This window comes from Streptomyces sp. NPDC101225 (assembly GCF_044767585.1).
Taxonomy (GTDB): domain Bacteria; phylum Actinomycetota; class Actinomycetes; order Streptomycetales; family Streptomycetaceae; genus Streptomyces.
Map to the genome: position 1 here is coordinate 212,367 of NZ_JBIWOE010000008.1, position 23,693 is coordinate 236,059.

The 23,693-nt window shown below is 72.9% G+C and carries 20 protein-coding genes and 1 pseudogene; 12 read left to right on the forward strand and 9 right to left on the reverse strand.

Annotated features, from left to right (window positions below):
- Positions 1-69: 69 nt before the first annotated feature.
- From ACIRPX_RS14655 to ACIRPX_RS14675, 5 genes and pseudogenes are all read left to right on the forward strand, one after another.
- Positions 70-1,050, forward strand: coding sequence for a dehydrogenase (locus ACIRPX_RS14655; protein ID WP_404193359.1), 981 nt, complete (start codon positions 70-72; stop codon positions 1,048-1,050).
- Between the two features lie 115 nt (positions 1,051-1,165).
- Positions 1,166-1,564, forward strand: a complete 399-nt coding sequence (locus ACIRPX_RS14660; RefSeq protein ID WP_384261102.1) for a 6-pyruvoyl tetrahydropterin synthase family protein — start codon at positions 1,166-1,168, stop codon at positions 1,562-1,564.
- Positions 1,561-2,772, forward strand: coding sequence for a glycosyltransferase family 4 protein (locus tag ACIRPX_RS14665; RefSeq protein WP_404193363.1), 1,212 nt, complete (start codon positions 1,561-1,563; stop codon positions 2,770-2,772). Before ACIRPX_RS14660 ends, ACIRPX_RS14665 begins: the two co-directional genes overlap by 4 nt.
- 74 nt (positions 2,773-2,846) lie before the next feature.
- Positions 2,847-3,776 carry a class I SAM-dependent methyltransferase gene (locus ACIRPX_RS14670; protein ID WP_404193626.1) on the forward strand — a complete coding sequence of 310 codons (930 nt, stop codon included), beginning with the start codon at positions 2,847-2,849 and terminating at the stop codon, positions 3,774-3,776.
- Positions 3,773-4,702: pseudogene (locus ACIRPX_RS14675) on the forward strand (lysylphosphatidylglycerol synthase transmembrane domain-containing protein); the annotation flags it as partial. The gene ACIRPX_RS14670 and the pseudogene ACIRPX_RS14675, both read left to right, overlap by 4 nt.
- Positions 4,703-4,845: 143 nt before the next feature.
- Here ACIRPX_RS14675 and ACIRPX_RS14680 read toward each other — a convergent pair.
- Entirely contained in the window at positions 4,846-5,610 is a 765-nt protein-coding gene (locus tag ACIRPX_RS14680) for a creatininase family protein (protein WP_404193366.1), read from the reverse strand.
- A gap of 38 nt (positions 5,611-5,648) precedes the next feature.
- Here ACIRPX_RS14680 and ribA point away from each other — a divergent pair, with 38 nt between their 5' ends.
- Positions 5,649-6,308 (forward strand): GTP cyclohydrolase II, encoded by a 660-nt coding sequence (gene ribA, locus ACIRPX_RS14685; RefSeq protein WP_404193369.1) that lies wholly within the window; start codon positions 5,649-5,651, stop codon positions 6,306-6,308.
- Positions 6,309-6,392: 84 nt separating this feature from the next.
- Here the strand turns inward: ribA and ACIRPX_RS14690 are convergent, their stop codons facing one another.
- Positions 6,393-7,646: a serine hydrolase domain-containing protein gene (locus ACIRPX_RS14690; RefSeq protein ID WP_404193372.1), complete on the reverse strand. Its 1,254-nt coding sequence runs from the start codon at positions 7,644-7,646 to the stop codon at positions 6,393-6,395.
- 233 nt (positions 7,647-7,879) lie between these two features.
- On the opposite strand from ACIRPX_RS14690, the gene ACIRPX_RS14695 reads away from it, so the two are divergent.
- The 3 genes from ACIRPX_RS14695 to ACIRPX_RS14705 all read left to right on the forward strand — a co-directional run bounded on the left by ACIRPX_RS14695 (position 7,880) and on the right by ACIRPX_RS14705 (position 9,348).
- On the forward strand, positions 7,880-8,317 hold the full coding sequence (locus tag ACIRPX_RS14695; protein WP_404193375.1) for a PPOX class F420-dependent oxidoreductase: 438 nt from the start codon (positions 7,880-7,882) through the stop codon (positions 8,315-8,317).
- Between the two features lie 231 nt (positions 8,318-8,548).
- A complete protein-coding gene (locus tag ACIRPX_RS14700) occupies positions 8,549-8,959 on the forward strand; it encodes a VOC family protein (protein WP_404193378.1) in 411 nt (136 codons plus the stop codon).
- A 47-nt stretch (positions 8,960-9,006) separates the two neighbouring features.
- The gene (locus ACIRPX_RS14705) at positions 9,007-9,348 is read left to right on the forward strand and encodes a VOC family protein (RefSeq protein ID WP_404193380.1); all 342 of its coding nucleotides are present in this window, start codon (positions 9,007-9,009) and stop codon (positions 9,346-9,348) included.
- A 415-nt stretch (positions 9,349-9,763) separates the two neighbouring features.
- On the opposite strand, the gene ACIRPX_RS14710 is transcribed toward ACIRPX_RS14705, so the two are convergent.
- Entirely contained in the window at positions 9,764-11,122 is a 1,359-nt protein-coding gene (locus tag ACIRPX_RS14710; RefSeq protein WP_404193383.1) for an MFS transporter, read from the reverse strand.
- Positions 11,123-11,306: 184 nt separating this feature from the next.
- On the reverse strand, positions 11,307-11,972 hold the full coding sequence (locus tag ACIRPX_RS14715; protein ID WP_404193386.1) for a TetR/AcrR family transcriptional regulator: 666 nt from the start codon (positions 11,970-11,972) through the stop codon (positions 11,307-11,309).
- Positions 11,973-12,126: 154 nt separating this feature from the next.
- Between ACIRPX_RS14715 and ACIRPX_RS14720 the strand changes: the two genes are divergently transcribed.
- Positions 12,127-13,014: a shikimate dehydrogenase gene (locus tag ACIRPX_RS14720; RefSeq protein WP_404193389.1), complete on the forward strand. Its 888-nt coding sequence runs from the start codon at positions 12,127-12,129 to the stop codon at positions 13,012-13,014.
- A gap of 86 nt (positions 13,015-13,100) precedes the next feature.
- Positions 13,101-14,885: a bifunctional sugar phosphate isomerase/epimerase/4-hydroxyphenylpyruvate dioxygenase family protein gene (locus ACIRPX_RS14725; RefSeq protein WP_404193392.1), complete on the forward strand. Its 1,785-nt coding sequence runs from the start codon at positions 13,101-13,103 to the stop codon at positions 14,883-14,885.
- On the opposite strand, the gene ACIRPX_RS14730 is transcribed toward ACIRPX_RS14725, so the two are convergent.
- Genes ACIRPX_RS14730 through ACIRPX_RS14740 form a run of 3 tightly spaced genes read right to left on the reverse strand, consistent with a single transcriptional unit; the run spans position 14,872 to position 20,591 of the window.
- Positions 14,872-16,335 carry a membrane-associated oxidoreductase gene (locus tag ACIRPX_RS14730; protein WP_404193394.1) on the reverse strand — a complete coding sequence of 488 codons (1,464 nt, stop codon included), beginning with the start codon at positions 16,333-16,335 and terminating at the stop codon, positions 14,872-14,874. The two genes, ACIRPX_RS14725 and ACIRPX_RS14730, sit on opposite strands and share 14 nt — an antisense overlap.
- Positions 16,336-16,347: 12 nt before the next feature.
- Entirely contained in the window at positions 16,348-17,715 is a 1,368-nt protein-coding gene (locus ACIRPX_RS14735) for a hypothetical protein (protein WP_404193397.1), read from the reverse strand.
- A complete protein-coding gene (locus ACIRPX_RS14740) occupies positions 17,712-20,591 on the reverse strand; it encodes a peroxidase family protein (protein WP_404193400.1) in 2,880 nt (959 codons plus the stop codon). Before ACIRPX_RS14740 ends, ACIRPX_RS14735 begins: the two co-directional genes overlap by 4 nt.
- A 321-nt stretch (positions 20,592-20,912) precedes the next feature.
- On the opposite strand from ACIRPX_RS14740, the gene ACIRPX_RS14745 reads away from it, so the two are divergent.
- Complete coding sequence (locus ACIRPX_RS14745) at positions 20,913-22,280, forward strand: lipase family protein (RefSeq protein WP_404193403.1); 1,368 nt, start codon at positions 20,913-20,915, stop codon at positions 22,278-22,280.
- Here ACIRPX_RS14745 and ACIRPX_RS14750 read toward each other — a convergent pair.
- On the reverse strand, positions 22,219-22,806 hold the full coding sequence (locus ACIRPX_RS14750; RefSeq protein WP_404193406.1) for a histidine phosphatase family protein: 588 nt from the start codon (positions 22,804-22,806) through the stop codon (positions 22,219-22,221). The genes ACIRPX_RS14745 and ACIRPX_RS14750 overlap by 62 nt on opposite strands.
- Before the next feature lie 7 nt (positions 22,807-22,813).
- Positions 22,814-23,692 (reverse strand): phosphogluconate dehydrogenase (NAD(+)-dependent, decarboxylating), encoded by an 879-nt coding sequence (gene gnd / locus ACIRPX_RS14755; protein ID WP_404193409.1) that lies wholly within the window; start codon positions 23,690-23,692, stop codon positions 22,814-22,816.
- Between the last annotated feature and the right edge of the window lies 1 nt (position 23,693).

Genomic DNA, 23,693 nt, shown 5'->3' on the forward strand with positions numbered 1-23,693 from the left:
CGCGTACTGTGCGCGGCCTGTGCACACCTCGGTACGTGAACGGCTTCCCGATCGTTCAGGAGGATTCCGATGAACCACATCGCCCGAGCGTTCTGGCTCAGCCGTCCGGGGCTGGGCGAGATACGGACCGCCGACCTGCCCGAACCCGCCGAGGGCGAGGTGCTGGTGCGCTCGCTCTACTCGGGGGTCAGCCGTGGCACGGAGACGCTCGTGTTCCGTGGCGGGGTGCCGCGAAGCCAGCACGCGGCCATGCGCGCCCCCTTCCAGGAGGGCGATTTTCCGGCGCCCGTGAAGTACGGCTACCTCAATGTCGGGGTGGTGGAGGAGGGGCCGGCGGAGCTGACCGGGCGGACCGTCTTCTGCCTGTATCCGCACCAGACCCGGTACGTCGTCCCGGCCGCCGCCGTCACCGTCGTACCGGACACCGTGCCCGCCGGGCGGGCCGTCCTCGCGGGCACCGTCGAGACCGCCGTGAACGCGCTCTGGGACGCCGCGCCCCTGGTCGGGGACCGGATCACCGTGGTCGGCGGCGGCATGGTCGGCTGCTCGGTCACCGCCCTGCTGGCCCGTTTCCCCGGAGTGCGCGTCCAGCTCGTCGACGCCGATCCCGGCCGTGCCGAGGTCGCCGAGGCCCTCGGTGTCGACTTCGCCGCGCCCGCCGACGCGCTCAGCGGCCGCGACCTCGTCGTGCACGCCAGCGCCACCGAGCAGGGCCTGGCGCGGGCGATGGAGCTGCTGGCGCCCGAGGGCACCGTCGTCGAGCTGAGCTGGTACGGCGACCGGACGGTGGGCCTGCCGCTCGGCGAGGCCTTTCACTCCCGGCGCCTGACCATCCGCAGCAGCCAGGTCGGCACCGTCTCCCCGGCCCGCGCGAACCGCAGCTACGCCGACCGTCTCGCCCTCGCCCTCGATCTGCTGGCCGACCCGGCGCTCGACGCCCTCATCACCGGGGAGAGCACGTTCGAGGAGCTGCCGCGGGTGATGCCGAAGCTGGCCTGTGGCGAGATTCCCGCCCTCTGCCACCGCGTGAGGTACCCCGAAACGGCCTGACCTGAGAAAAGAGTCTGAGACGGCTGAACACGGGGAAGCGAAGAGCCGTACTAAGGGCATCCCCCGGCAGGCATCGACCGGGGGGCCAGACGCGCCGCACCTGGAGGGTCGTCCGTTGTTCAGTGTCACCGTCCGCGATCACATCATGATCGCCCACAGCTTCCGCGGCGAGGTCTTCGGGCCCGCGCAGCGCCTGCACGGAGCGACGTTCCTGGTGGACGCCACGTTCCGGCGCGAGCAGCTGGACGACGACAACATCGTCGTCGACATCGGACTGGCCACGCAGGAGCTGGGCGCCGTGGTCGCCGAGCTGAACTACAGAAACCTCGACAACGAGCCGGAGTTCGCCGGGACCAACACGTCGACGGAGTTCCTGGCGAAGGTCGTCGCCGACCGGCTCGCCGCCCGGATCGAGAAGGGCGCCCTCGGCGAGGGCGCCAAGGGCATCGCGGGGATCAGCGTGACCCTGCACGAGTCGCACATCGCCTGGGCGAGTTACGAGCGTGCCCTGTGACCCACGTGACCTTGGAGAAGGTGGAGAAGCGCCGGCCGGCGGCGGAGCGGACGACGCTCGACTACGTCCCCCTCCAGCACCCCGGCCCGAAGGACGCCGAGATCATTCCCATGTCCCTGCGCTCCGTGCACTTCGTCCTGCCGGGCGGTGTCGACGACCCGGCCGCGCCGAGCGGCGGCAACGCCTACGACCGGCGTGTCAGCCTCGATCTGCCCGGCTTCGGCTGGCAGGTCCACCCGCACGCGGTGGCCGGTGGGTGGCCCCGGCCCACGGCCGCCTCCCGCGCCGAACTCGCCCGTACGCTCGGGGAGTTGCCGGACGGCTCGGTCGTCCTGATGGACGGCATCGTGGCCTGCGGCGTCCCGGAGGTCGTCGTCCCGGAGACCGAACGGCTGCGCCTCGCCGTGCTGGTGCACCTTCCGCTCGGCGACGAGACGGGCCTGGAGCCCGCCGTGGCCGCCGAACTGGACGCCAGGGAGCGGGCCGTGCTGCGGGCCGTGCCCGCCGTCATCGCCACCAGCGACTGGGCCGTACGGCGCCTCGTCTCGCACCACGGCCTCGCGCCCGAGCGGGTGCACGTCGCCGCCCCCGGCGCGGACATCGCGCCCCTCGCCTCCGGCACCGACGGTGTCTCCCGGCTGCTGTGCGTCGCCGCCGTGACCCCCCGCAAGGGGCAGCACCGGCTGGTGCAGGCGCTCGCCGCGGCGGCCGACCTGCCGTGGAGCTGCGTGTGCGTCGGCGGACTCGGGCACGACCCCGAGTACGTCGCCCGTCTGCGGCTGCTGATCGAGGAGAACGGTCTGGAGGACCGCATCGAGCTGGCCGGCCCGCGGGCCGGTGCCGCGCTCGACGCCAGCTACGCCGCCGCCGACCTGATGGTCCTCACCTCCTACGCCGAGACGTACGGGATGGCCGTCACCGAGGCCCTGGCCCGCGGCATCCCGGTGCTGGCCACGGACGTCGGCGGGCTGCCGGAGGCGGTCGGACGCGCTCCCGACGGCGGCGTGCCCGGCATCCTGGTGCCGCCGGAGGACCCGGCCGCGCTCGCCGCCGAACTGCGCGGCTGGTTCGGCGAGGCAGACGTCCGGCGCAGGCTCAAGGCCGCCGCCCGGGGCCGGCGGGCCGCCCTGGACGGCTGGGCGACCACGGCCCGCAGCCTTGCCGGAGTACTGGGCCGGCTGCCGAGCGAACCCAGGAGGGCGGCATGAACAGGACCGCAGAGATCGGTGGGAAGATCCCGGCGCGGCCCGGGTCCCGCCACGACTCCGAACCGGTAGACCCCATGACGCGCAGCCCCGAACCGACGGACTCCGTGATCCCCGGCGCCGGCCCCGCCCCCGGGGAGCGCGCCACCGTGCGCCTGCGGGACAACGGGCCCGACGAGGCGCCCCGGTACGCGCCCGAGTGGCTGGAGCTGCGGGAGCCCGCCGACGCCGCCGCGCGGGCGCACGACCTGCTCGACCCGCTGCGGATCCGGCTGGCCAACCGGCCCGGCAGGGGCGGCCTCGTCATCCACGACCTGGGCTGCGGCACCGGCTCCATGGGCCGCTGGCTCGCACCCCGGCTGGACGGCGCCCAGCACTGGATCCTGCACGACCGCGACCCCTACCTGCTGCACTTCGCGGCCGTCGCCTCCCCGCGCTCCGCCGCCGACGGCAGCCGGGTCAGCGTGGAGACACGGCGCGGCGACGTCGCCCGGCTCACGGCGGACGCCCTGCGCGGCGCCTGTCTGGTGACGGCCTCCGCACTGCTCGACGTCCTCACCCGGGAGGAGATCGACACCTTCGCGGACGCCTGCACCGGAGCCGGCTGCCCGGCCCTGCTGACCCTCTCCGTCGCCGGACGCGTCGACCTCGGTCCCGCCGACCCGATGGACGAGGAGATCGCCGAGGCGTTCAACGCCCATCAGCGCCGGGACGGCCTGCTCGGCCCGGACGCGGTCACGGCGGCGTGCGAGGCCTTCTCGGAGCGGGGCGCGACGGTCCGGGTGGACCCGAGCCCCTGGCGGCTCGGGCCGGACGAGGCCGCGCTGACCGCCCAGTGGCTGCGCGGCTGGGTGGGTGCGGCCGTCGAGCAGCGGCCCGCGCTGAAGGCGCGTGCGCAGCGGTACCTGAGCGAGCGCCTGGCCGCCTGCGAGGCGGGCGAGCTGCGCGTCACCGTCCATCACAACGACCTGCTGGCGCTGTCCCGGCCGACGGGCGGGGCGTCATGAGCGTGGAGACGGTAGGAGTGCCGGTGGTACGGCGCGAGGGGCGGGGCGGGGTGCGCACCGGCGTACCGGCGACGGCCGCGCCCCGCCGGCGCAAGGCCCTGGCCCTGCTCGACTCCCCGGCCGTACGGGCCCACTTCGGCACCGTCGCCGGCGTCGCCATCCTCGGCGGCCTGCTGTGGCGCCTGGGCACCGGGGTCCTGCTGGACGGGCTGCGGCGCATCGACGCGACGACACTGCTGCTCGCACTCGCCGTCGGCCTGGTGACCACCGTGCTCAGCGCCTGGCGCTGGGCGCTGGTGGCCCGCGGACTGAGGATCCACCTCCCCCTCGGGACGGCCGTCGCGGACTACTACCGCTCGCTCTTCCTGAACGCCGCCCTGCCCGGCGGTGTCCTCGGAGACGTCCACCGGGCCGTGCGGTCCGGGCAGAACGCCGGCGACATCGGCCGCGGTGTGCGGTCCGTCGTGCTCGAACGGGTCGCGGGACAGATCGCGTTGACCGTGGTCGGGGCGGTGATGCTGCTGACGATGCCGTCGCCGGTGCGGGCCGAGGTGCGCCACGTCGCCCCGCTGGCCGCGCCGGCCGTACTCGGCGCGCTCGCCGTCGTCGTCGCGCTGCGGATGAACAAGGCGCCGTCCCGGCGCGGACGGGCGCTGCGCGCGACGCTCGGCGAGGCGCGCGAGGGACTGTTCTCGCGGCGCAACTGGCCGGGCGTGACCCTCTCGTCGCTGCTGATCCTGGCCGGCCACTTCGCGCTGTTCGTGCTCTCCGCCCGGGTCACGGGGTCCGGTGCCTCCGTCGCCGTCCTGCTGCCGCTGGCCGTGCTGGCGCTGGCCGCCATGGGGCTGCCGCTGAACGTCGGCGGTTTCGGGCCCCGCGAGGGCGCCACCGCCTGGGCGTTCGGCGCCGCGGGCCTCGGCGCGAGCAGCGGTGTGGCGGTCGCCGTGGTGTACGGCGTGCTCAGCTTCGTGGCCGCGCTGCCCGGCGCCCTCGTGCTCGTCCACCGCTGGTGCACCGGCCCGCGCACGGGCTCCCGGGCGGCCGCCGCGGCCCCGGAGCCCGCCGCCCGCTACGCCCGCCCGTCCGCCGAGGTGAGGAGCGAGAAATACGCGCCGAAGGAATCCGCGAGGCTCGCCAGCAGTTCCTTCCCCTTTTCCGCGGAACCCAGCGAAGGGCGCCCGATGACGCCCGAATCGGTGTAGCCGGACATACCGAGGGTCAGGAGATGGCGCCGGTCGTCCGCGACGAAATCGGAGGTCTCATAACCGGGCCGGAGGAATTCCGGGTGAGCGTGCAGAAGGATGGAGGTCTCGATTTCTCCCGCGTGCATGTCGGTCAGCAGCGAGGTGGTCACCCCCGCCCGCTGCCGCGCCGCCTCCCAGTCCTCCGCGGCCGGGAAGAGCGCCATTCGTTCGCCGCGGGCGGAGGATTCCTGAACGACGTTGCCCAGTACGTAGTTCCCGCCGTGCCCGTTGACCACCACCAGGGCGTCGACGCCGGAGCGGCGGAGCGAGGCGGCGATGTCCGACACCACCGCATGAAGGGTCACCGAGGAGATGCTGACGGTACCGGGCCAGGCCGCGTGCTCGTGCGAACAGGAGATCGTCACCGGGGGAAGCAGGTGCACCGGGTACGCCGCGGAGATCTCCCGGGCCACGGCGCAGGCGACGAGCGTGTCGGTCGCCAGCGGGAGGAACGGGCCGTGCTGCTCGAAGCTTCCGACGGGAAGCACCGCGACCTGCGTTGAGACACCCGCGCCCCTGGTCCGTACCTCTTCCGTAGTGTCCGCCGGCACCAGCCCGTCCGCCGCCGTACGCGCGCCCGAAACACTCATTTCTTCACGGCCTTTCGTCTCTGCTTAGGAATCAGATCATGACAGAAAAAATCGGCGTCCTCGGCAAGAAGTCTCCACAGCGCACGGGCGTGGAGCGGATCGTGAATGCGCCATTGCCCACGGTGTACGGGCAATTCCGCGCAGTGGGCTACCTGGACCACGATCGCGGCGATGAGCAAGTGGCCCTCGTGCACGGTGACATCGGAGCCGAGGGCGTTCTCACCCGGCTGCATTCCGAGTGCCTGACCGGTGATGCCTTCGGTTCGCAGCACTGCGAGTGCGGGGATCAACTGGCCTTCGCGCTCAAGGCGGTGGCCGCCGAGGGCAGCGGCGTCGTCATCTACCTGCGCGGCCACGAGGGCCGCGGCATCGGTCTGCTGGCCAAGCTGCGGGCGATGGCGCTGCAGGCGGAGGGCCTGGACACCGTCGAGGCGAACCTGGCGCTCGGGCTGCCGGTGGACGCCCGCGACTACGGCGTGGCCGCCGGAATCCTGCACGACCTGGGCGTGAACTCGGTGCGGCTGATGTCCAACAACCCGCGCAAGCGGGAGGCGCTGGTGCAGCACGGCATCGAAGTGGCCGAGACCGTGCCGCTGTTGATCCCCCCGTGCGAGAGCAACATCACCTACCTGCGCACCAAGCGGGAGCGGCTCGACCACGTCCTGCCGCACCTGGACGCGGTCGCGCACCTGTCCTGAGCACGTCCGCCACCTCGCCGCCGGTGCCCGCAGGGACCGCCGCCGGCGAGGTGGGGGTTCACGCGCCGGGTGCCGCCGCGGGGCTCAACCGCGCCACGACGGCGCCCGGTCCGTGACGGCCTCGTGGACCAACCGACGCAGCTCCGGGATGATCCTGAGCGAGGTCCTCGGGCGGACCTGGGTCATGAACTGCACGGTCAGGTCGCGCACGGGGTCGACCCAGAACGTCGTCGTCGCCGCGCCGCTCCAGCCGTAGGTGCCGGCCGCCGTCGGTGACAGGGTGCGTTCCGGGTCGACGACGACGGAGACGCCGAGGCCGAAGCCGACGCCGTCGTTGTTGGGCTCGTCGTGGGCCGGGCGGCTGCCGTGGGCGCGCAGGTCGGCACCGCCGGGAAGGTGGTTGCGGGTCATCAGGTCCACCGTCCCGGGCGCGAGCAGCCGGACGCCGTCGAGTTCGCCGCGGCGGCGCAGCAACTCCATGAAGCGGTGGAAGTCGTACGCGGAGGCCACCATGCCGCCGCTGCCGGACAGGAAGCGGGGCCGCCCGCCGCGCAACGGCAGCCCCGGGACGGGCTTGATACGGCCGTCGTCGCCCTCGCCGTACAACTCGGCCAGCCTGGGCGCCTGTTCGTCGCCGACCTGGAACCCGGCGTCCGCCATGCCGAGCGGACCGAGGATCCGCTCGGCGAAGAACGCGTCGAGCGGCTGCCCGGACACGACCTCGATCACCCGGCCCAGCACATTGGTGGAGACCGAGTAGTTCCACTGCGTGCCCGGCTCGAACTGCAGCGGCATCCGCGCGTACACCTCGACGGTCCCGGCCAGGTCCGTGCCCGGTACCACCGAGGACTCCAGGCCGGCCGCACGGTACAGGGCGTCGACGGGATGGCTGTGGTAGAAGCCGAAGGTCAGGCCCGAGGTGTGGGTCAGCAGGTGGCGGATCCGTATCGGCCCGTCGGCCGGGCGGGTCCGTACGTCCTCGCCCTCGCCGCTCTCGTACACGCGCGGGTTCGCGAAGATGGGGAGATAACGGTCGAGCCGGTCGTCGAGCGACAGCCGGCCCTCCTCCACGAGCATCAGGGCGGCGACCGAGGTGACCGGCTTGGTCATGGAGTAGATCCGCCACAGGGTGTCGGCCTCGACGGGCAGGTCCTCGGCGACGTCACGCCGGCCGTGGGTGGTGAGGTGCGCGACGCGCCCACCGCGGGCCACGGCCACCAGGAAGCCGGGCAGGCGTCCCTCGTCGACGAGGTGGGCGCACGCCTGGTCGAGCCGGTCCAGGGCCTTCACGTCCAGCCCGGCCTCGTCCGGTTCGGCCTCTTGTCGCAGCGTTGCCATCGCTCTCCTTCGAATGCGCTCGTCGAGGTGTGGTCAGGCGGTACCCCCGCCCGGACGGCCTCAGACCTCATCGTCGCGCAGGAACCTGGACCTGGGACCCCTCCCGGTCATGATTGATCGTTTGAGTGGAACGTTTCGGCAACGCCCGGCCCGCCACAGCCGGCCGGGCGGTGCGCGGCCCGCGGTGCCCCCGCGCGGGAATGTGCGGCTCCGCCGGAGGGGTTGATCGAGGTATGACTCAGGACGCACTGCTCGAACTGCTCTCCGAAGGGCGTGGCGGGGTGCTGGTCACCCTCAAGCGCGACGGCCGGCCCCAGCTGTCGAACGTCGGCCACCACTACTACCCCGACGAACGCGTCGTCCGGATCTCGGTCACGGACGACCGGGCCAAGACACGCAACCTGCGCCGGGACCCGCGGGCGTCGTACCACGTGACCACCCCCGACCGCCGGGCGTACACCGTCGTCGAGGGCACGGCCGAGCTCTCGCCCGTGGCGAAGGACCCGCACGACGACACCGTCGACGAGCTGGTCCGGCTGTACCGCGACGTCGTCGGCGAGCACCCCGACTGGGACGACTTCCGCGCCGCGATGGTCAGCGACGGGCGGCTGGTGGTGCGGCTGAAGGTGGAGCACGCCTACGGAATGCCGCAGGGGGCCAACCGGGGCTGAGGGCAGCCCCGGTGCACCCCGACCACGTGCTCCGGCCGCCCCTGAATCCGGCCGGAGCACGCGCCGTTACCTCATGATTACCGCAGTGTGCCCCATGCCTCAACGGCGCCCGGTGGCCGGAGGCTTCACGGAGACCTAGGACCCGGGGCGCAGGGCGGACGGCCGATGGCCCTGGGATCACCGGCTGCCTAGGCTGCGAGGGTCGAAACCGCAGCTCGGAAAGAGGTCAGCATGGCTGTCAACGGCCGCAGTCACATCCGTGTCGCCCGGCCCTCCCGGGACCTCGCCGCCGCCGAGCGGTTCTGGGTGGGCGGGCTCGGGCTGAGCGTGGTGTGGCGGGCCGAGGGGGGGACCGAACCGGGCGAACACGATCTGCTGATGGCGGGCTGGCCGGACGCGGGCTGGCACCTGGAACTCGTCCACGAGCCCGGACGGCCCGTCGAGCCCCGGCCCACCGAGGAGGACCTCCTCGTCGTCTACGTCGACGGGCCGGTGCCGGAGGAACTGGTCGCCCGTCTGGAGGAGCACGGCGGCAAGCGGGTGACCTCGCCGAATCCGTACTGGAACCGGTGGGGCGTGACGGTCGAGGATCCGGACGGGTACCGGCTGGTGCTGTGCGAGCGGGGCTGGTCCAACGCGTAGCCTCCGCGGTGCTTGCCGCGGGGCCGGTGCGCGCATACTCTCCGCGCGTGATCAATGGGGCCCATGTGGTGATCTACAGCAATGACGCCGGGGCGGACCGGGCGTTCTTCCGGGACGTCCTCGGGTGGGAGCACGTCGATGCCGGGCACGGGTGGCTGATCTTCAAGGCGCCGCCGGCCGAGGTGGCCTTCCATCCGGCCGACGGTGAGCCGTCGCACGAACTGATGCTGATGTGCGACGACCTCGACGCGACGACGGCCGAACTCACCGACAAGGGCGTGGAGTTCACGCGGCCCCTGCAGGACGCGCGCTGGGGCCGGCTGACCGGGTTCCGGCTGCCGGGCGGCGGCGAGGTCGGTCTCTACGAGCCCCGGCACCCGAAACCGTAGCCGGGCCCTGCGACGACCGCAGCCGAGTCCGGCGCCCCAGGACCGCGACAGCCGGTACCGGCGAACGCCTGATGACCCCAGCCGTGTCCGGCCACCCCGGAGCGGTTGCCGGCGGCCGCCGGGGGTGTGTCGGCGGACCGTGGCCACCTGAGTGATGGCTGGCGGACCCGGCTCCGGGGCCGTTCCCGGCGGCCCATGACCTTCTGGGCTGTGGTCGGCGGGACGAGGCGACTGGAGTCGTGGGTCGGCGAACCCCGGCTGCGCGGGCCGTGGCCGGCGACACCTGGTGTGCGGAGTGGTGGCCGGCGGCTGGCCCGCGGTGCCGTGGGCGGCGATGCCTGGCGGCTGGAGTCAGGGGCGGTGGACCCCGGTCTCCGGAGCCGTGTGGGGTTCGGAGGCCGGGGTGGCGGGGCGGTCAGGCCGTCACGGTCTCCCGCTGCGACGCGGGGCCGGGCGCGCGCTCGCCCAGCTGCTCCGTGGGGACCTTGTGGGTCTCGCGGGCCGAGAGCGCGGCGACGACCGGCGGGACGCACAGGGCCGCGGTGAACAGGGCGACCGAGGACCAGTCGGTGCCGTCGGGGCCCGCGATCCGCGCGGCGAAGGTGACCGCGAACCCGGCCACCGCGAAGCCGATCTGGGTGCCGATCGCCATGCCGGACAGACGGACACGGGTGGAGAACATCTCGCCGTAGAAGGAGGGCCAGACGCCGTTCGCGGCGCTGTAGACCACGCCGAAGGCGACGATGCCGAGCACCAGGGTCAGCGGATAGTTGCCCGTCGAGATCGCCCACAGGTAGAGGAACATGGCGATCGCGCTGCCGGCCGCGCCGATCAGGAACACGGGGCGGCGGCCGACCCGGTCCGACAGGGAGGCCCACAGGGGGATCGCGGCGAGCGCGACGAGGTTGGCGAGCGCGCCCACCCACAGCATGGCGGACCGGGACATGCCGACGGAGTCGCTGGTGGCGTAGGCGAGGGCCCAGACGGTGAAGATCGTGGAGACCGAGGCGACCAGCGCGCCCCCGATCACCCGCAGCACGTCGGCCCAGTGCTCGCGCATCAGCACCGCGAGCGGCAGCTTGGCCACGCCCTCGGTGGCCGCCTGCTGCGCGAAGGCCGGCGTCTCCTCCAGCCTGCGGCGGATGACGTAGCCGACGGCGGCGACCACGACGCTCGCCCAGAACGGTATCCGCCAGCCCCAGGCCAGCAGCTGGTGCTCGGGCAGCGCGGCGACCGGGATGAAGACCAGGGTGGCGATGAGCTGGCCGCCCTGGGTGCCGCCGAGGGCGAAGCTGGTGAAGAAGCCGCGCCGGTGCGACGGCGCGTGCTCCAGCGTCAGGGAGTTCGCGCCGGCCTGCTCGCCGGCGGCCGAGACGCCCTGCAGGACGCGGCACAGCACCAGCAGGACCGGGGCCAGGCTGCCCACCTCGGCGCGGGTGGGCAGGCAGCCGATCAGGAACGTCGACAGGCCCATCAGGAGCAGCGTGAAGATCATGACCTTCTTGCGGCCGGTCCGGTCGCCGAAGTGCCCGAGGAAGAGCGCGCCGACGGGCCGGGCCGCGTACGCGACGCCGAAGGTGGCCAGGGACAGCAGGGTCGCGGTGGCCGGGTCGGACGCGTCGAAGAAGACCTTCGGGAAGATCAGCGCGGCGGCGCTGCCGTAGATGAAGAAGTCGTAGTACTCCAGGGCGCTGCCGATCCAGGCGGCCGCCGCGGCCTTTCTCGGTTGCCCGGCGGCTGCGGCGGGGTCGCGGGGTGCGACGGAGTGCGACACGGCGTGCTCCTTCGAGGGAACTCCGACGTAGGCGGAGTGAGCGGGAGGGGGAAGCGGAGAGCGGGGCAGCGGGCCGATGGAGGAGCCGGATCCCGGCCTAATTAACCCACTGGATAGTTAGTCTCGGTGGGTAGGGATGTTGCGCCGCCGTTTCGCGCGTGTCAAGGGGGGCTGCCGCGCGGCCTCAGTCCGCGGCGCGCTCCGCCGTCAGGTAGGCGATCACCATGTCGCCGAGCATGGCGCGGTAGTGCTCGCGCTGCGCCGGGTCCACCAGGTCGCGGCCGAACAGGGCGCCGAAGGTGTGCCGGTTGGCGACCCGGAAGAAGCAGAAGGAGCTGATCATCGCGTGCAGGTCGACCGCGTCGACGTCGGCCGTGAAGAGGCCGGACTCCTGCCCGGTGGCCAGGATGCGGCGGATCACGTCGAGTGCGGGGGAGCCGATCTTCCCGAGTTTCTCCGAGCCGACGATGTGGGCGGCGCCGTGGATGTTCTCGATGCTGACCAGGCGGATGAAGTCGGGGTGCTGCTCGTGGTGGTCGAAGGTCAGCTCCGCCAGGCGCCGGATCGCCGCGACCGGGTCCAGGTGCTCGACGTCCAGCTCCTGCTCGGCCTCCCGGATCACGCCGTACGCCCGCTCCAGGACGGCCGTGAACAGCTGCTCCTTGCCGCCGAAGTAGTAGTAGATCATCCGCTTCGTGGTGCGGGTGCGGGCGGCGATCTCGTCGACGCGGGCGCCGTCGTACCCGGCCCGGGCGAACTCCTGTGTGGCGACGTCGAGGATCTCGGCCTGGGTGCGGGCGGCGTCACGGATCCGCCCGTTCGGTCGTGCCGGTTCGTCGACGCTGGTCATCGGGTTCCTTCGGGAGTGCGGCCAGTGCCGCAGATTGTAGAAGGCGGCCCGGGCGGAGCCGCCCGGCAGGCGGGCCGGGGCTTCCCAGGGAGCGGTCCGGCTGATATAGCTAACGTACTAGTTCGTACATTAGCGCTCGGTTCAGGAGGTCCGCGTGGCCAAGGACTCGTATCTCGTCGGACTGATCGGTTCGGGCATCGGCCCCTCGCTCAGCCCGGCGCTGCACGAGCGGGAGGCGGACCGGCAGGGTCTGCGCCATCTGTACCGGCTCATCGACATCGATGGGCTCGGGCTGCCTCCGCAGGCGGTCGGCGACCTGTTGCGGGCCGCCCGCGACCTGGGCTTCGACGGGCTGAACATCACCCACCCGTGCAAGCAGCTCGTCATCGGGCACCTGGACGCGCTCGCCCCGCAGGCCGAGGCGCTGGGCGCGGTGAACACCGTGGTCTTCGAGGACGGCCGTGCCGTCGGGCACAACACCGACGTCACCGGGTTCGCCGCGTCGTTCGCGCGCGGGCTGCCGGACGCCTCGCTGGAGCGGGTGGTGCAGCTGGGGGCCGGCGGCGCGGGCGCGGCCGTCGCCCACGCGACGCTCACGCTCGGCGCGGAACGGGTCACCGTCGTCGACGCGCTGGCGGATCGGGCGGTCTCCCTGGCCGGCCGGCTGAACGAGCACTTCGGGCAGGGGCGCGCCGCCGCCGCTTCGCCGGACCGGCTGGCGGGGCTGCTGGCGTCCGCCGACGGCGTCGTGCACGCGACGCCCATGGGGATGGCCGCGCACCCCGGCCTGCCGTTCGCGGCCGGCCTGCTCCGGCCCGAAGTGTGGGTGGCCGAGGTCGTCTACCGGCCGTTGGAGACCGAGTTGCTGCGGGCCGCCCGGGCGGTCGGCTGCGCCACGCTGGACGGGGGCGGGATGGCCGTGTTCCAGGCCGCGGACGCGTTCAGGCTCTTCACCGGGCGTGAGCCGGACGCCTCGCGGATGCTGGCGGACATCGGTGAGCTGGCCGGGGCCTCGGAGAGTCCGGTCGGCCCCGTGCGGTGACGGCCACGGGTCGTTCGTGGTTGATCGCGCCGTTCCCCGCGCCCCTGAAGGGGTGTCGCGGTACGGCATGTCGAAGGAGTTGGGCCGTGCGTACCTCTATCGCCACCGTTTCGCTCAGTGGGTCGCTCACCGAGAAGCTCACCGCCGCCTCGCAGGCCGGGTTCGACGGAGTGGAGATCTTCGAGAACGATCTGCTGGCCAGCCGGCTCACCCCCGAGGAGATCCGGGGGCGGTGTGCCGATCTCGGGCTGAGCATCGATCTCTATCAGCCGATGCGCGACGTCGAGGCCGTGCCCGAGGAGGAGTTCGGGCGCGGCCTGCGGCGGGCGCGGCACAAGTTCGAGGTGATGCGGCGGCTGGGTGCGGACACGGTGCTCGTCTGCTCCAGCGTGCATCCCCTCGCGGTCGACGACGACGATCTCGCCGCCGGGCAGCTCGGCCGACTCGCCTCCCTGGCCGAGGAGTTCGGCGTCCGCGTCGCCTACGAGGCGCTCGCCTGGGGGCGGCACGTCAGCACCTACGACCATGCCTGGCAGATCGTGGAGAGGGCGGACCATCCCGCGCTCGGGACCTGTCTCGACAGTTTCCACATCCTCTCCCGCGGGTCCGACCCCAAGGGGATCGAGGACATCCCGGGCGAGAAGATCTTCTTCCTGCAGCTCGCGGACGCGCCGCTGCTCGCGATGGACGTCCTGCAGTGGAGCCGCCACTACCGCTGCTTCCCGGGGCAGGGCGGCTTCGACGTCGCCGGACTCGTGCGGCACGTGCTGCGCGCGGGGTACGACGGGCCGCTCTCGCTGGAGGTGTTCAACGACGTCTTCCGCCAGGCCGAGGCCGGTCCTACGGCCGTGGACGCGCACCGCTCGCTGCTGGTGCTCCAGGAGGCGGTGGGACCGGCCGGCCTGCCGGGGCCCGTCGTCCCCACCGGGGTGGCCTTCGCCGAACTGGTCACACCCGACGCCGAGCCGGTCTCCGAGGTGCTCGGCGCACTGGGGTTCGCCCGTACCGCGCGGCACCGCAGCAAGCCCGTCGACCTGTGGCAGCAGGGCGAGGCGCGCGTCCTCGTCAACACCGGTCCGGCGGCGCGGCGCGAGGGGACCGGACTCGCCGCCATCGGCCTGGAGTCACCGGACCCGGGCGGCGCCGCCCGCCGGGCCGAGGCCCTGCTGGCGCCGGTGCTGCCGCGCCGTCGCGCGGCGGACGACGTGCCGCTGGAGGCGGTGGCGGCCCCCGACGGCACCGAGCTGTTCTTCTGCGCCACGAACCGGCCCGAACTGCCGGACTGGCGCGCGGACTTCGAGCCCGTCGCGCACACCGCGAGGGACTGCGGCGTGACCCGGATCGACCACCTGGCCCTGGTCCAGCCCTGGCACCACTTCGACGAGGCCGCCCTCTTCCACCGCAGCGTCCTCGGGCTGTCCGCGCAGGAGAGCGTGGACGTCGCCGATCCGTACGGGCTGCTGCGCAGCCGGGCCGTCAGCAACGCCGACGGGAGCGTGCGCATCGCGCTGTCCGTGGGCGCGTCCCCCGACGAAGACACCGCGCACGCGCAGCACATCGCCCTGGCGACGCCCGACGTGGTGGCCGCGGCCCGCCGCCTCCTCGCCGCGGGCGGACGGCTGCTGCCGATACCCGCGAACTACTACGACGACCTGGCCGCCCGGTTCGAGTTCGCCGACGGGGAGCTGGAGACGTACCGCGAGCTCGGCATCCTCTACGACCGGGACGCGCACGGGGAGTTCCGGCACTGCTACACCCGGACCGTCGGCCGCGTGTTCTTCGAGCTCGTCCAGCGCGACGGCGGCCATCGCGGCTACGGGGCGCAGAACGCGCCCGTCCGGCTGGCCGCCCAGCACGTCACTGGCGGCTGACGCTTCTGGTCACGCCGGTGACGACCGTCGTGGCCAGGATCCAGCCGGTGATGATCAGGGCGTAGGCGAGGTACTGGTACCAGCCGTCCGGCGCGAAGGCGTCCTCCTGGCCGAAGGAGATCACCGGCAGGAGCAGGTCCAGGGTGTAGAAGACCGGGTTGAAGTGCGGGGCCTCGGACTCCTTGAGCGGGTGCGGATGGTGCACGGCGTAGGCGGCCGAGCCGACGGCCAGCAGGGAGAGCAGCCAGACGGCGGCGCGCAGCGGGCGGAAGCCGTAGCCGACGGTGGCGTCCTGGACGTAGCCCCACAGGCGCCCGTACCAGGTGCGGGTGGCGCGCAGCCGGCGCTGCTTGGCGAGCTGGACCATCCGGGCGGCGTAGTCGTCGCCGACCCGGCGGTAGGCGGCGGTCAACTGCTCGTAGGCGTAGGGGACATAGCCCTCGGGGTCGCGTTCCAGCATGCTCAGGCGGCGCTCGGCCGGCACGTGCGGGGTCAGGGCGGTGTAGCTGAGCTCGTTGATGTGGACCCTCTCCGGCAGGGTCGCCGGATCCAGGGTGAGCAGGTCGATCTGGGAGCGCCGCAGGTTCAGGGCGCCCTCGATGCGTGTGTCGGGGCGCAGCCACAGTTCGCCGATGACGCAGCTGCTGGCCCGCAGCGCGGTGCCGCCCGGCTGGGAGAGGCGGGAGTGCAGCAGGTCGAGGCAGCCGGGTATGCGCGAGCCGCGGAACTCGATCCGGCCGCGGGCCGTGAGGCAGCGGGCGCGGACGTCGGAGCCCACGGTGAGGTTCTGCGCGTCGAGCGCGGTGCCCGACGGCAGCTCGAACTCGGTGTCCCGGAAGTTGACCCCGCCGGCGACGGACGCGCCGGTGAGCCGGACCTGGCCGCGGGCGCGCAGCCCCGGCGCCCAGAGGTCGTCGCCGATCTCGACCTGGTTGAGCTGCAGGGCCGGCTCACCGGCGTCCGGCGCCTCGAAGCGCGCGCGGTCCATGAACAGCGCCCCGGCGATGTGGGCCCCGCCGAGCCGCACCGGTCCACGGAACCGGCAGTCCGTCAGCCGCAGCACGCCCTCCACCCGGATCGTGGCGGCCGTCAGACCCGGCAGCACCGAATTGCTCAGGTTGAGCTGGCGGACCCGCCAGCCGTACAGCTGCGGCACCTCGTCGACGTGGCAGCCGCTGAGCCGGACGGCATGGTCGGTCTGCGCGTACCGCAGGTCGAGCTCGCCCGTGACGCGCGCCCCCGACAGCTTGAGGGCGGCGATCTCCCCGGGCTCACGCGGCCCGTTGAGCAGCAGATGGCGCAGGACGGAGGCGCGGACGGAGCGCTCCGGCCCCCAGTCCGCGCCGTCCGCCGCGTCCTCGGCGGTCCCCGTGCCGAAGTCGACCGCCGCTCCCGTCGCGAACGCCCGCCATATCCGCCGCTCGGCCGGCGTCAGATCGTTGATCTCCACAAACCGGGAACTCTAGTCCCACAACTCCGCGTGCCGCCGGTGGGTTTCGGTGAGGCCGTGCACGAAGAACCGCTCGTAGTACTCCCGTTCCACGTGGTGGGCCTGGAGCCAGATCCCCGGCACATGGATCGCGTCCGTGTGCGCGGGGAAGCGGCGGTGGGTGCGGATGACGTACTCGCAGATGTCGCGCGCGCAGTCGATCACCCGCTCCTCGTACTCGCTCGCCTCGGCGAGATAGCGCTGCCCGTAGTCCTCCCGGTAGATGCGGGTGAAGACGTCCTTGTCCGTGTAGGTGCCGCCGGCGCCGAACTTGGCGCCGATCACCGAGTCGACCGCGTCCGACATCGACGGGTGGGCCGGCGGGCACGCGGCCGCGATCAGCGGTTCGCCCCCGGGCGAGGTGAGGCCCACCGGGTGCGAGCGCAGCGTCGCGTACCTCGGCAGCGGGACGTGCCAGCGCCAGACGTCCGCGAGCCGCCAGCGCGGGGTGACGAAGGTGAAGCCCAGCATCCGGCCGTACGCGCGGGAGAACTTCGGGTCGCCCAGGGCGATCTGCGGGTTGATCGACGCGTGGATCCAGGCGCCGAGCCCCATGGCCTCGGCCGTCAGCATCAGGTTCTGCAGCAGCAGATCCGCCTCGATCTGCGTGCGCATCGGGCCGAGCGCGCCGAGCGGCAGCTTGAGATCGCCGTTGAGGAAGCCGTCGGCGACCCACTTCCTCACGCCGGCCGGGCGGTAGAAGTTGCGGTCGTCCACCAGCGTCGGCCGGGCGCCGTCGGGTTGGGTCAGCAGATACATCAGCGCGTTGATGTACTGGTGCGAGAGGTCCACCACCGGGAAGAACACCGTCGTCCCGGGGAGGTTGGACAGGAAGCGGTTGGAGTCCAGGTAGGCCGGGAAGTCCCGCCTGTCCCGGGGTACGTCGAGCCGGTGGTCGAGGACCCTCACCTTGGACCGTTCCGCCCGTGCCACCAACGTCTCGGCGTCGAAGGGCTCCTGGGGCGCCGGCGCCAGCCTGCGCAGGTAGTACGTCCCCGTGTCGTTGATCATGAAGAAGTGGGTGCCCTGCGCGTTGTCGGGGCTGCCCGCGGTCCGTCCCGCCATGGTCAGGTTGGGCTTGGCCATGATGGGCGTACCGTCGCGCGGGTCCTCGAAGGGACGGTCCGGCATGGTCAGGCCCGTGCAGCCGGTGACCGCGACGAGCACCGCCTCCTCCAGCTCCGACAGCGGTTGCGGGGTGTGCGTGGAGCGGTGGCTCATCGAGCCGGCCGGCACCGAGGCGCCCCGGCCGACCCGGTGGGTACGCCGGTGCCAGACCGTGTCCAGCAGGGGCCGGCCGAGCAGGTCGGCCAGCCCGGGGTGTCCGTCGGCCGGGCTCATGCGCGGCCTCCGCCGGCGTCCTCGTCGCCGGTCGGCCGCACGGCGCGCCACGGCGCGAAGGCGCTCGCCGCGCGCGGCAGCAGCGCCGCCAGCTCCGGGCAGTGCCGCAGGATCACCGAGTTCATGCCGCCCCGCTCCACCCAGTCGATGCCCAGCGGCGTGTACACCTCGGGCCGGTAGTCGACGTTCAGGAAGCGGTCGGACTGAAGGCGCCGGCTCGCCATCAGGATGAAGACGCGGAACGCGGTGTCGCTGAAGCCGAACCCGGTCGGCGGGTTCTCCCCGAACAGGCCCACCACGGTGTCGATCTCGTCGACCGAGCGGTAGACGTCCTTGAGCCGGGCGAGCGTCTCCGCGTTCTCGGTCAGCTCCTCGAAGGAGCGGATGCGCCGCTTGTGCAGGCCCTCGCGGAAGTCGTTGTAGCGCGGCACGCCGCGCCGCCGCGTCCGGACCAGGTCCACCACCGACAGGTCGATGATCTCCCCGTCCCGCTCGAAGTGCTGCAGCGCCCGCGGGAAGTTGTGCAGGGTGATCGCGCCCGGATGGGCGATGCCGAAGGAGTACAGGGTGTTCGCCAGGCCCGTCTTGCGGATCTGCGTCTCCGCCGCGCCGCCCTGGATGTCCAGGAGGCCCACCGTCTCCAGACGCTGCCCGAAGTGGTGCTCACGCAGCTCGAAGTCGTCGGGGACGAGCGGGTGCATGCGGTAGACGGTGACGAAGTCCTCGGTGAGCGAGTACGGCGCCGTGTGGTGGTCCGGCAGGGTCTTCGGGATGCCCGTCAGCGAATGCGCCTCGAACAGCCACAGGCCCAGCTGGTTGAGCCACTTCCTGGGCGGGCCCTGCCAGTTGGTCTTCAGCGCGATGTCGATCGCCTCGGTGGCGAGGATCGCCGGCGTCCACTCCACCGTGTGGATCTTGGCGATCAGCGCCGAGACGACGAGCCGCGCCGTGTGGTGGATGCGCTCCTCGCTCATCGTGGGGTACTGGTCGCGCAGCGCCTCGCACACCGCGTTGTGCTCGCGGGCGAAGAGGGTGTGCATGCAGCTCAGGCCCATCCACCAGCTCTCGTTGAAGCCGGTCAGCGGGATGTGGCCGTTGCCGCCGCCGGGCAGATGGCCGTCCTCCAGGCGCAGTTCGGCACGTCCGTCGGCCTCCCGCAGGAAGCGGGCGGTCTGCTCGTCCTCGCCGTACACCTCCGATCCGTCCCACCAGTGCGAGGCGGTGTTGCCGAACAGGATCGGCGGGCGGCCGGGCACCTCGATGCCCTCGTTCTCGGCGAACCGCATCACGTTCTCGCCGGGCCCGCCGGGGGTGTTGTGCCAGGGGCCGCTGCCGGGCGGCAGCGGAACCTCGACGCTGCGCCCGCCGGGCTTGTGGCGGCGGTGGTTGACCCAGTCGTGCACCTGGAACTGGATCCAGGCCGCGGCGAGCACGTTGAGCGAGGTCGCGGGCACGAAGTTCTCGCGGTACAGGAGCCGGCGGCTCACGGTGACCGCGTTGGGGGTGTCGAAGAGGTCGGGCCGGTGGTCCGGCTCCAGGTTGCGGCCGAAGGCGGCGCCGACCGCGCCCATCCGCGGGGCCGACAGATCGTTGTACGTCCCGTCGTAGGACCGCTCGCCGCGCAGCCGTTCGGGGATCGGCGCCGGGACCCGCTGCGCCCTCGGCGGTGCCTCGCGGGGTTCGGTGTCGATCAGGTTGAGCCGGCGCAGCACCCTGCGCAGGAACACCAGGTTCAGCAGGCTCAGCTGCAACGGCAGCCGGTGCCAGGGCACATACCGGTTCAGCAGGGCGAAGCCGGCCTCCGCCGGGCGGCCGAGGACGCGGTTGCGCAGGGGTTCCCCGGTGACGAACCGCAGCCCGAGCCGGTGGGCGCTCGCGGCCTGGTAGGCGGCCTTGCGGGCCCGGTTGATGTTGCCGAGCGGGCGGAAGTCGTCCGTGGTGTACCAGGGGTTGAAGGCCAGGTCCTCGATCCGCCCCGCGGCCGCGCGGGCCTCGGCGGTCGTCAGGTCCTGGCCGGGCAGCGTGAGCCGGGCCACCGCCACCGCGGGCGAGACGGCGTCCTTCCACTCCACCGAGGCGTCCTCGACCGGGGTGCGCCGCTCGTCCACGAACCGCTGCACGCACAGGTCGTAGCTGACGTCCCCCTGGGCCAGCCGGTGTGCGAACTCGCGGCGCAGGGCGTCCGGGTCGCGGCGGTCCGGCGTGGGCGCGGGCGGGGTGCCGGGCGCGGGCCGCAGCAGGTACCGCACGGGTCCCGCCTCGCCCCACAGGATCGCGCCGCGGCTCCAGAAGGTCTCGCCGGCCAGGGAGCCCACGGTGTGCCGGGTGGCCGCCCGGACGTTGCGGCGCATCCGGTTCGCGGTGCCGAGACCCACCGCGAGCGGCAGCTTCACCAGCAGCCCGAACGCCTTCCGCACGGGGCTGCGGGCTCCCGCCATGGCCTTGGCGAAGGCCACGAACTCGCGGGCGTCGCGGGCGTGGGAGACCGGGTGGCTCGTCGCCAGCAGGTCGTGGCTCTCCTCCTGGGACACCCGCACCCGTACGGCCGCCCCGTGCAGGTCGGGTGAGCCGTCGCCCTGCCGGATGCCGCTCGCGTTGGACAGCCGCACCAGCGCCGGGTACTCGGCGCCCGGCCGGGCGTAGCCGACGCGCAGTGCCGCGGGCAGGTCGTCGTGGAAGCGCAGCCGGGCGTTCTCCACGGCCACCGGTGCCTTGGCGTGGAACGTCCGGGCGACCCCTCCTCCCCCCGCCCGGGCATTCTTGACCTGCACCTTCATCAACTCGGCGGCGAGCTGCTCGAACACCAGCCGTTCCGCTTCGGCGCTGCCGCCCTCGTACCGCTCGTACGGCGGTTCCTGCTGCCCGGTCTCGGCCATCGGTCATTTCCTCACGTACGGATACGTACGGGACAGAGCCCTGCACGCTACCGGCGGCCGGGGGGACTCACAGCGACGGTTCGCGCCGTTGTGCGCCCTCGTGCGCGCGCGGCGTGCCAAGCGGCGGCGCCGGGCGTCCTGGCCGGTCAGCCGGGTGGCCGCGGCGGTGGTGACGACCCGTGGCCGCACCGCGCGCGCCTCCGTTCCCCAGCAACACCATCCGCCGCCCCCGCCGTGGCCGGGGAACGACTCCCCGCCGGTTGACGGCCCACGGGGGCGGTGGTGTGCTCACCACCCGCATCGTTCCGGGGGAGGTCCCACATGCGGGACGCATACGTCAAAGGGCCCGCGTACAGCGCGCTGCGCCCGTGCAAACCCAAGACCGATCCGAGCGGTTTCCCCGTCTACCCCGACCTGGTGGAACGGCTCGTCGAGGCCAAGCACCAGCCCGATCCGGAGGGCGTCCTCCCGCATGTGCTGGCGACCTGCTCGGACTACGCGTACGCCGGGTTCGAGCAGCACAGCGATCCGGACACCGTCGCCATGATCATGGCGCGGCTGGGCCTGGGGGAGAACGAGGTCCGGGTCTTCGAGCAGCGCGTGGACGCCATGTACATCGCGTCGGCCGCCTACCTGATCCTCGACAAGGACCACCGGGCCGCGATCCTCTGCTACCGCGGCACCCAGCCCGAGGACATCATCAGCATCCTCACCGACGCCGACGTGCGGCCGGAGATGCTCACGGTGGAGCTGGAGGGCCGGCGCCACGAGGTGCACGCCGGCTTCTACCGCAACGTCCGCGCCACCCGGCATCAGGTCGTCGGGGCCCTGGAGCGGGCCGTGCGCGGCGAGTCCCTGAACCCCGCGCAGGAGGGCTCGCGCGGGGACGGCCTGGAGGCCCTCTACCTCACGGGGCACAGCCTCGGCGCGGCGATGGCGGCGATCATGGCGGTCACGCTCGTCCACGAGCCGCGCTACCGGCACATCGCCGAGAGGCTCAAGGGCGTCTACACCTTCGGCCAGCCCATGGTCGGCGGCCCCGACCTGGCCCGCGCCTGCGAGGAGACGCCCGGGCCGCGCGGCACCTATCCGCTGCGCGACCGGCTGCTGCGCTACATCTTCGACCGGGACGTCGTGCCCGCGCTGCCGCCCCGGCCGGTCGGCCCCTACGCCCCCTTCGGCCGCGAGTTCCACTACCGCAGGCGGCACGGGCCCGTCGACGCGGCGCTCACCTTCGCCGCCGACTCGGCGATCGAGGCCCTGACCCTGCCGGGCGACCTCGTGCGCGCGGCCACCGGCCGGGACCGGGACGGGCTGCTGCCGCGGATCACGGAACGGGCGCGCCGGTCGGTACGGCCCCTGCTGCGCGGCGGCGGGGACGGCGGCTGGACCGAGACCGGCGAACCGGGCCTGAACTACCCGCAGATGGACAGCCTGGCCGGACTCGCGGTGGTGGCGCCGCTGGCGTTCTTCGCCACCCGCCTGGCACTGACCCGCTCCATTCCCTTCAAGTACTCCTTCGACGACCACGGCCCGGGCCACTACGTCAACGCGCTCGCGCCACCGGGCGTGCTGAGCGAGTTCGGGGACGTGCTGCAGCCCGGGGCGGTCACCGCGAGCGGCGGCTCTACGGCCTGGTGTTCCACTCGGCGATCACCGGGCGGCCGTGCTCGGTCGACAGCCGGCTGACGGTGCCCGTCGCCAGCTGGAAGAGCCGTCCGTCCGCCGGCGCGAGGCCGAGCCGACGCGCCGTCAGGACGCGGAGGACATGGCCGTGGGCCACGAGGACCACGTCACCGCCGGGGAGGAGGGCGTCCACCCGGGACAGCACCCGGTCGGCGCGCCGACCGATCTGCTCGGGCGTCTCGCCGGGGTGGCCGTCGGGACCGGGCGGCACGCCGTCGGTCCACAGGTCCCACCCGGGGCGGGTGCGGTGGATGTCGACGGTGGTGACGCCCTCGTAGGCGCCGTAGTCCCACTCGTGCAGGTCCGGCTCGACCGACGCCCCGGTGATGCCCGCGAGTTCGGCGGTGCGTGTCGCGCGGCCGAGCGGGCTGGTCAGGACGCGTGCGTAGGTCCGCTGCGAGAGGAGCGGAGCGAGGGACTTGGCCTGCCCCTCACCGTGCGCGGTGAGAGGCAGGTCGGTGAAGCTGGTGTGCTGTCCCGACAGGCTCCACTCCGTCTCGCCGTGGCGGACCAGGAGAAGGTCCCCCACGGCCCGGCTACTCCTTCGACTCGACGGCGTGCCCGCCGAACTGGTTGCGCAGCGCGGCGATCATCTTCATCTGCGGCGAGTCGTCCTGGCGGGAGGCGAACCGTGTGAACAGGGAGGCCGTGATCGCGGGCAGCGGCACGGCGTGGTCGATGGCCGCCTCCACCGTCCAGCGGCCCTCGCCGGAGTCCTGCGCGAAGCCCCTGAGCTTGTCCAGGTGCTCGTCCTCGTCCAGGGCGTCGACCGCGAGGTCCAGCAGCCAGGAACGGATGACGGTGCCCTGCTGCCAGGAGCGGAAGACCTCGCGGACGTTGTCCACGGAGTCCACCTTCTCCAGCAGCTCCCAGCCCTCGGCGTAGGCCTGCATCATGGCGTACTCGATGCCGTTGTGGACCATCTTGGAGAAGTGCCCGGCGCCCACCTTGCCGGCGTGGACGTAGCCGTAGGGGCCCTCCGGCTTCAGCGCGTCGAAGATCGGCTGGAGCCGCTCGACGTGCTCATGGTCGCCGCCGACCATGAGCGCGTAGCCGTTCTCCAGACCCCACACGCCGCCGGAGACACCGGCGTCGACGAAGCCGATGTTCTTGGCGCCCAGCTCCGCGGCGTGCTTCTCGTCGTCCGTCCAGCGGGAGTTGCCGCCGTCGACGACCGTGTCGCCGGGGGACAGCAGCCCGCCCAGCTCGTCCACGACCGACTGGGTGGCGGCGCCCGCCGGGACCATCACCCAGACCACGCGCGGCGCGTCGAGCCTGCCCACCAGGTCGGCGAGGCTCTCCGCGTCGGAGAGGTCGGGGTTGCGGTCGTAGCCGACGACGGTGTGGCCGGCGCGGCGGATCCGCTCGCGCATGTTGCCGCCCATCTTGCCGAGACCGATGAGACCGAGTTGCATG

Coding starts and splice junctions, on each gene's coding strand:
- ACIRPX_RS14670 (WP_404193626.1), top strand. CDS start 2,847: ATGACGCGCAGCCCCGAACCGACGGACTCCGTGATCCCCGGCGCCGGC.
- ACIRPX_RS14690 (WP_404193372.1), bottom strand. CDS start 7,646: ATGGCAACGCTGCGACAAGAGGCCGAACCGGACGAGGCCGGGCTGGAC.
- ACIRPX_RS14740 (WP_404193400.1), bottom strand. CDS start 20,591: ATGGCCGAGACCGGGCAGCAGGAACCGCCGTACGAGCGGTACGAGGGC.
- ACIRPX_RS14715 (WP_404193386.1), bottom strand. CDS start 11,972: ATGACCAGCGTCGACGAACCGGCACGACCGAACGGGCGGATCCGTGAC.
- ACIRPX_RS14745 (WP_404193403.1), top strand. CDS start 20,913: ATGCGGGACGCATACGTCAAAGGGCCCGCGTACAGCGCGCTGCGCCCG.
- ACIRPX_RS14680 (WP_404193366.1), bottom strand. CDS start 5,610: ATGAGTGTTTCGGGCGCGCGTACGGCGGCGGACGGGCTGGTGCCGGCG.
- ACIRPX_RS14735 (WP_404193397.1), bottom strand. CDS start 17,715: ATGAGCCCGGCCGACGGACACCCCGGGCTGGCCGACCTGCTCGGCCGG.
- gnd (WP_404193409.1), bottom strand. CDS start 23,692: ATGCAACTCGGTCTCATCGGTCTCGGCAAGATGGGCGGCAACATGCGC.
- ACIRPX_RS14655 (WP_404193359.1), top strand. CDS start 70: ATGAACCACATCGCCCGAGCGTTCTGGCTCAGCCGTCCGGGGCTGGGC.
- ACIRPX_RS14695 (WP_404193375.1), top strand. CDS start 7,880: ATGACTCAGGACGCACTGCTCGAACTGCTCTCCGAAGGGCGTGGCGGG.
- ribA (WP_404193369.1), top strand. CDS start 5,649: ATGACAGAAAAAATCGGCGTCCTCGGCAAGAAGTCTCCACAGCGCACG.
- ACIRPX_RS14700 (WP_404193378.1), top strand. CDS start 8,549: ATGGCTGTCAACGGCCGCAGTCACATCCGTGTCGCCCGGCCCTCCCGG.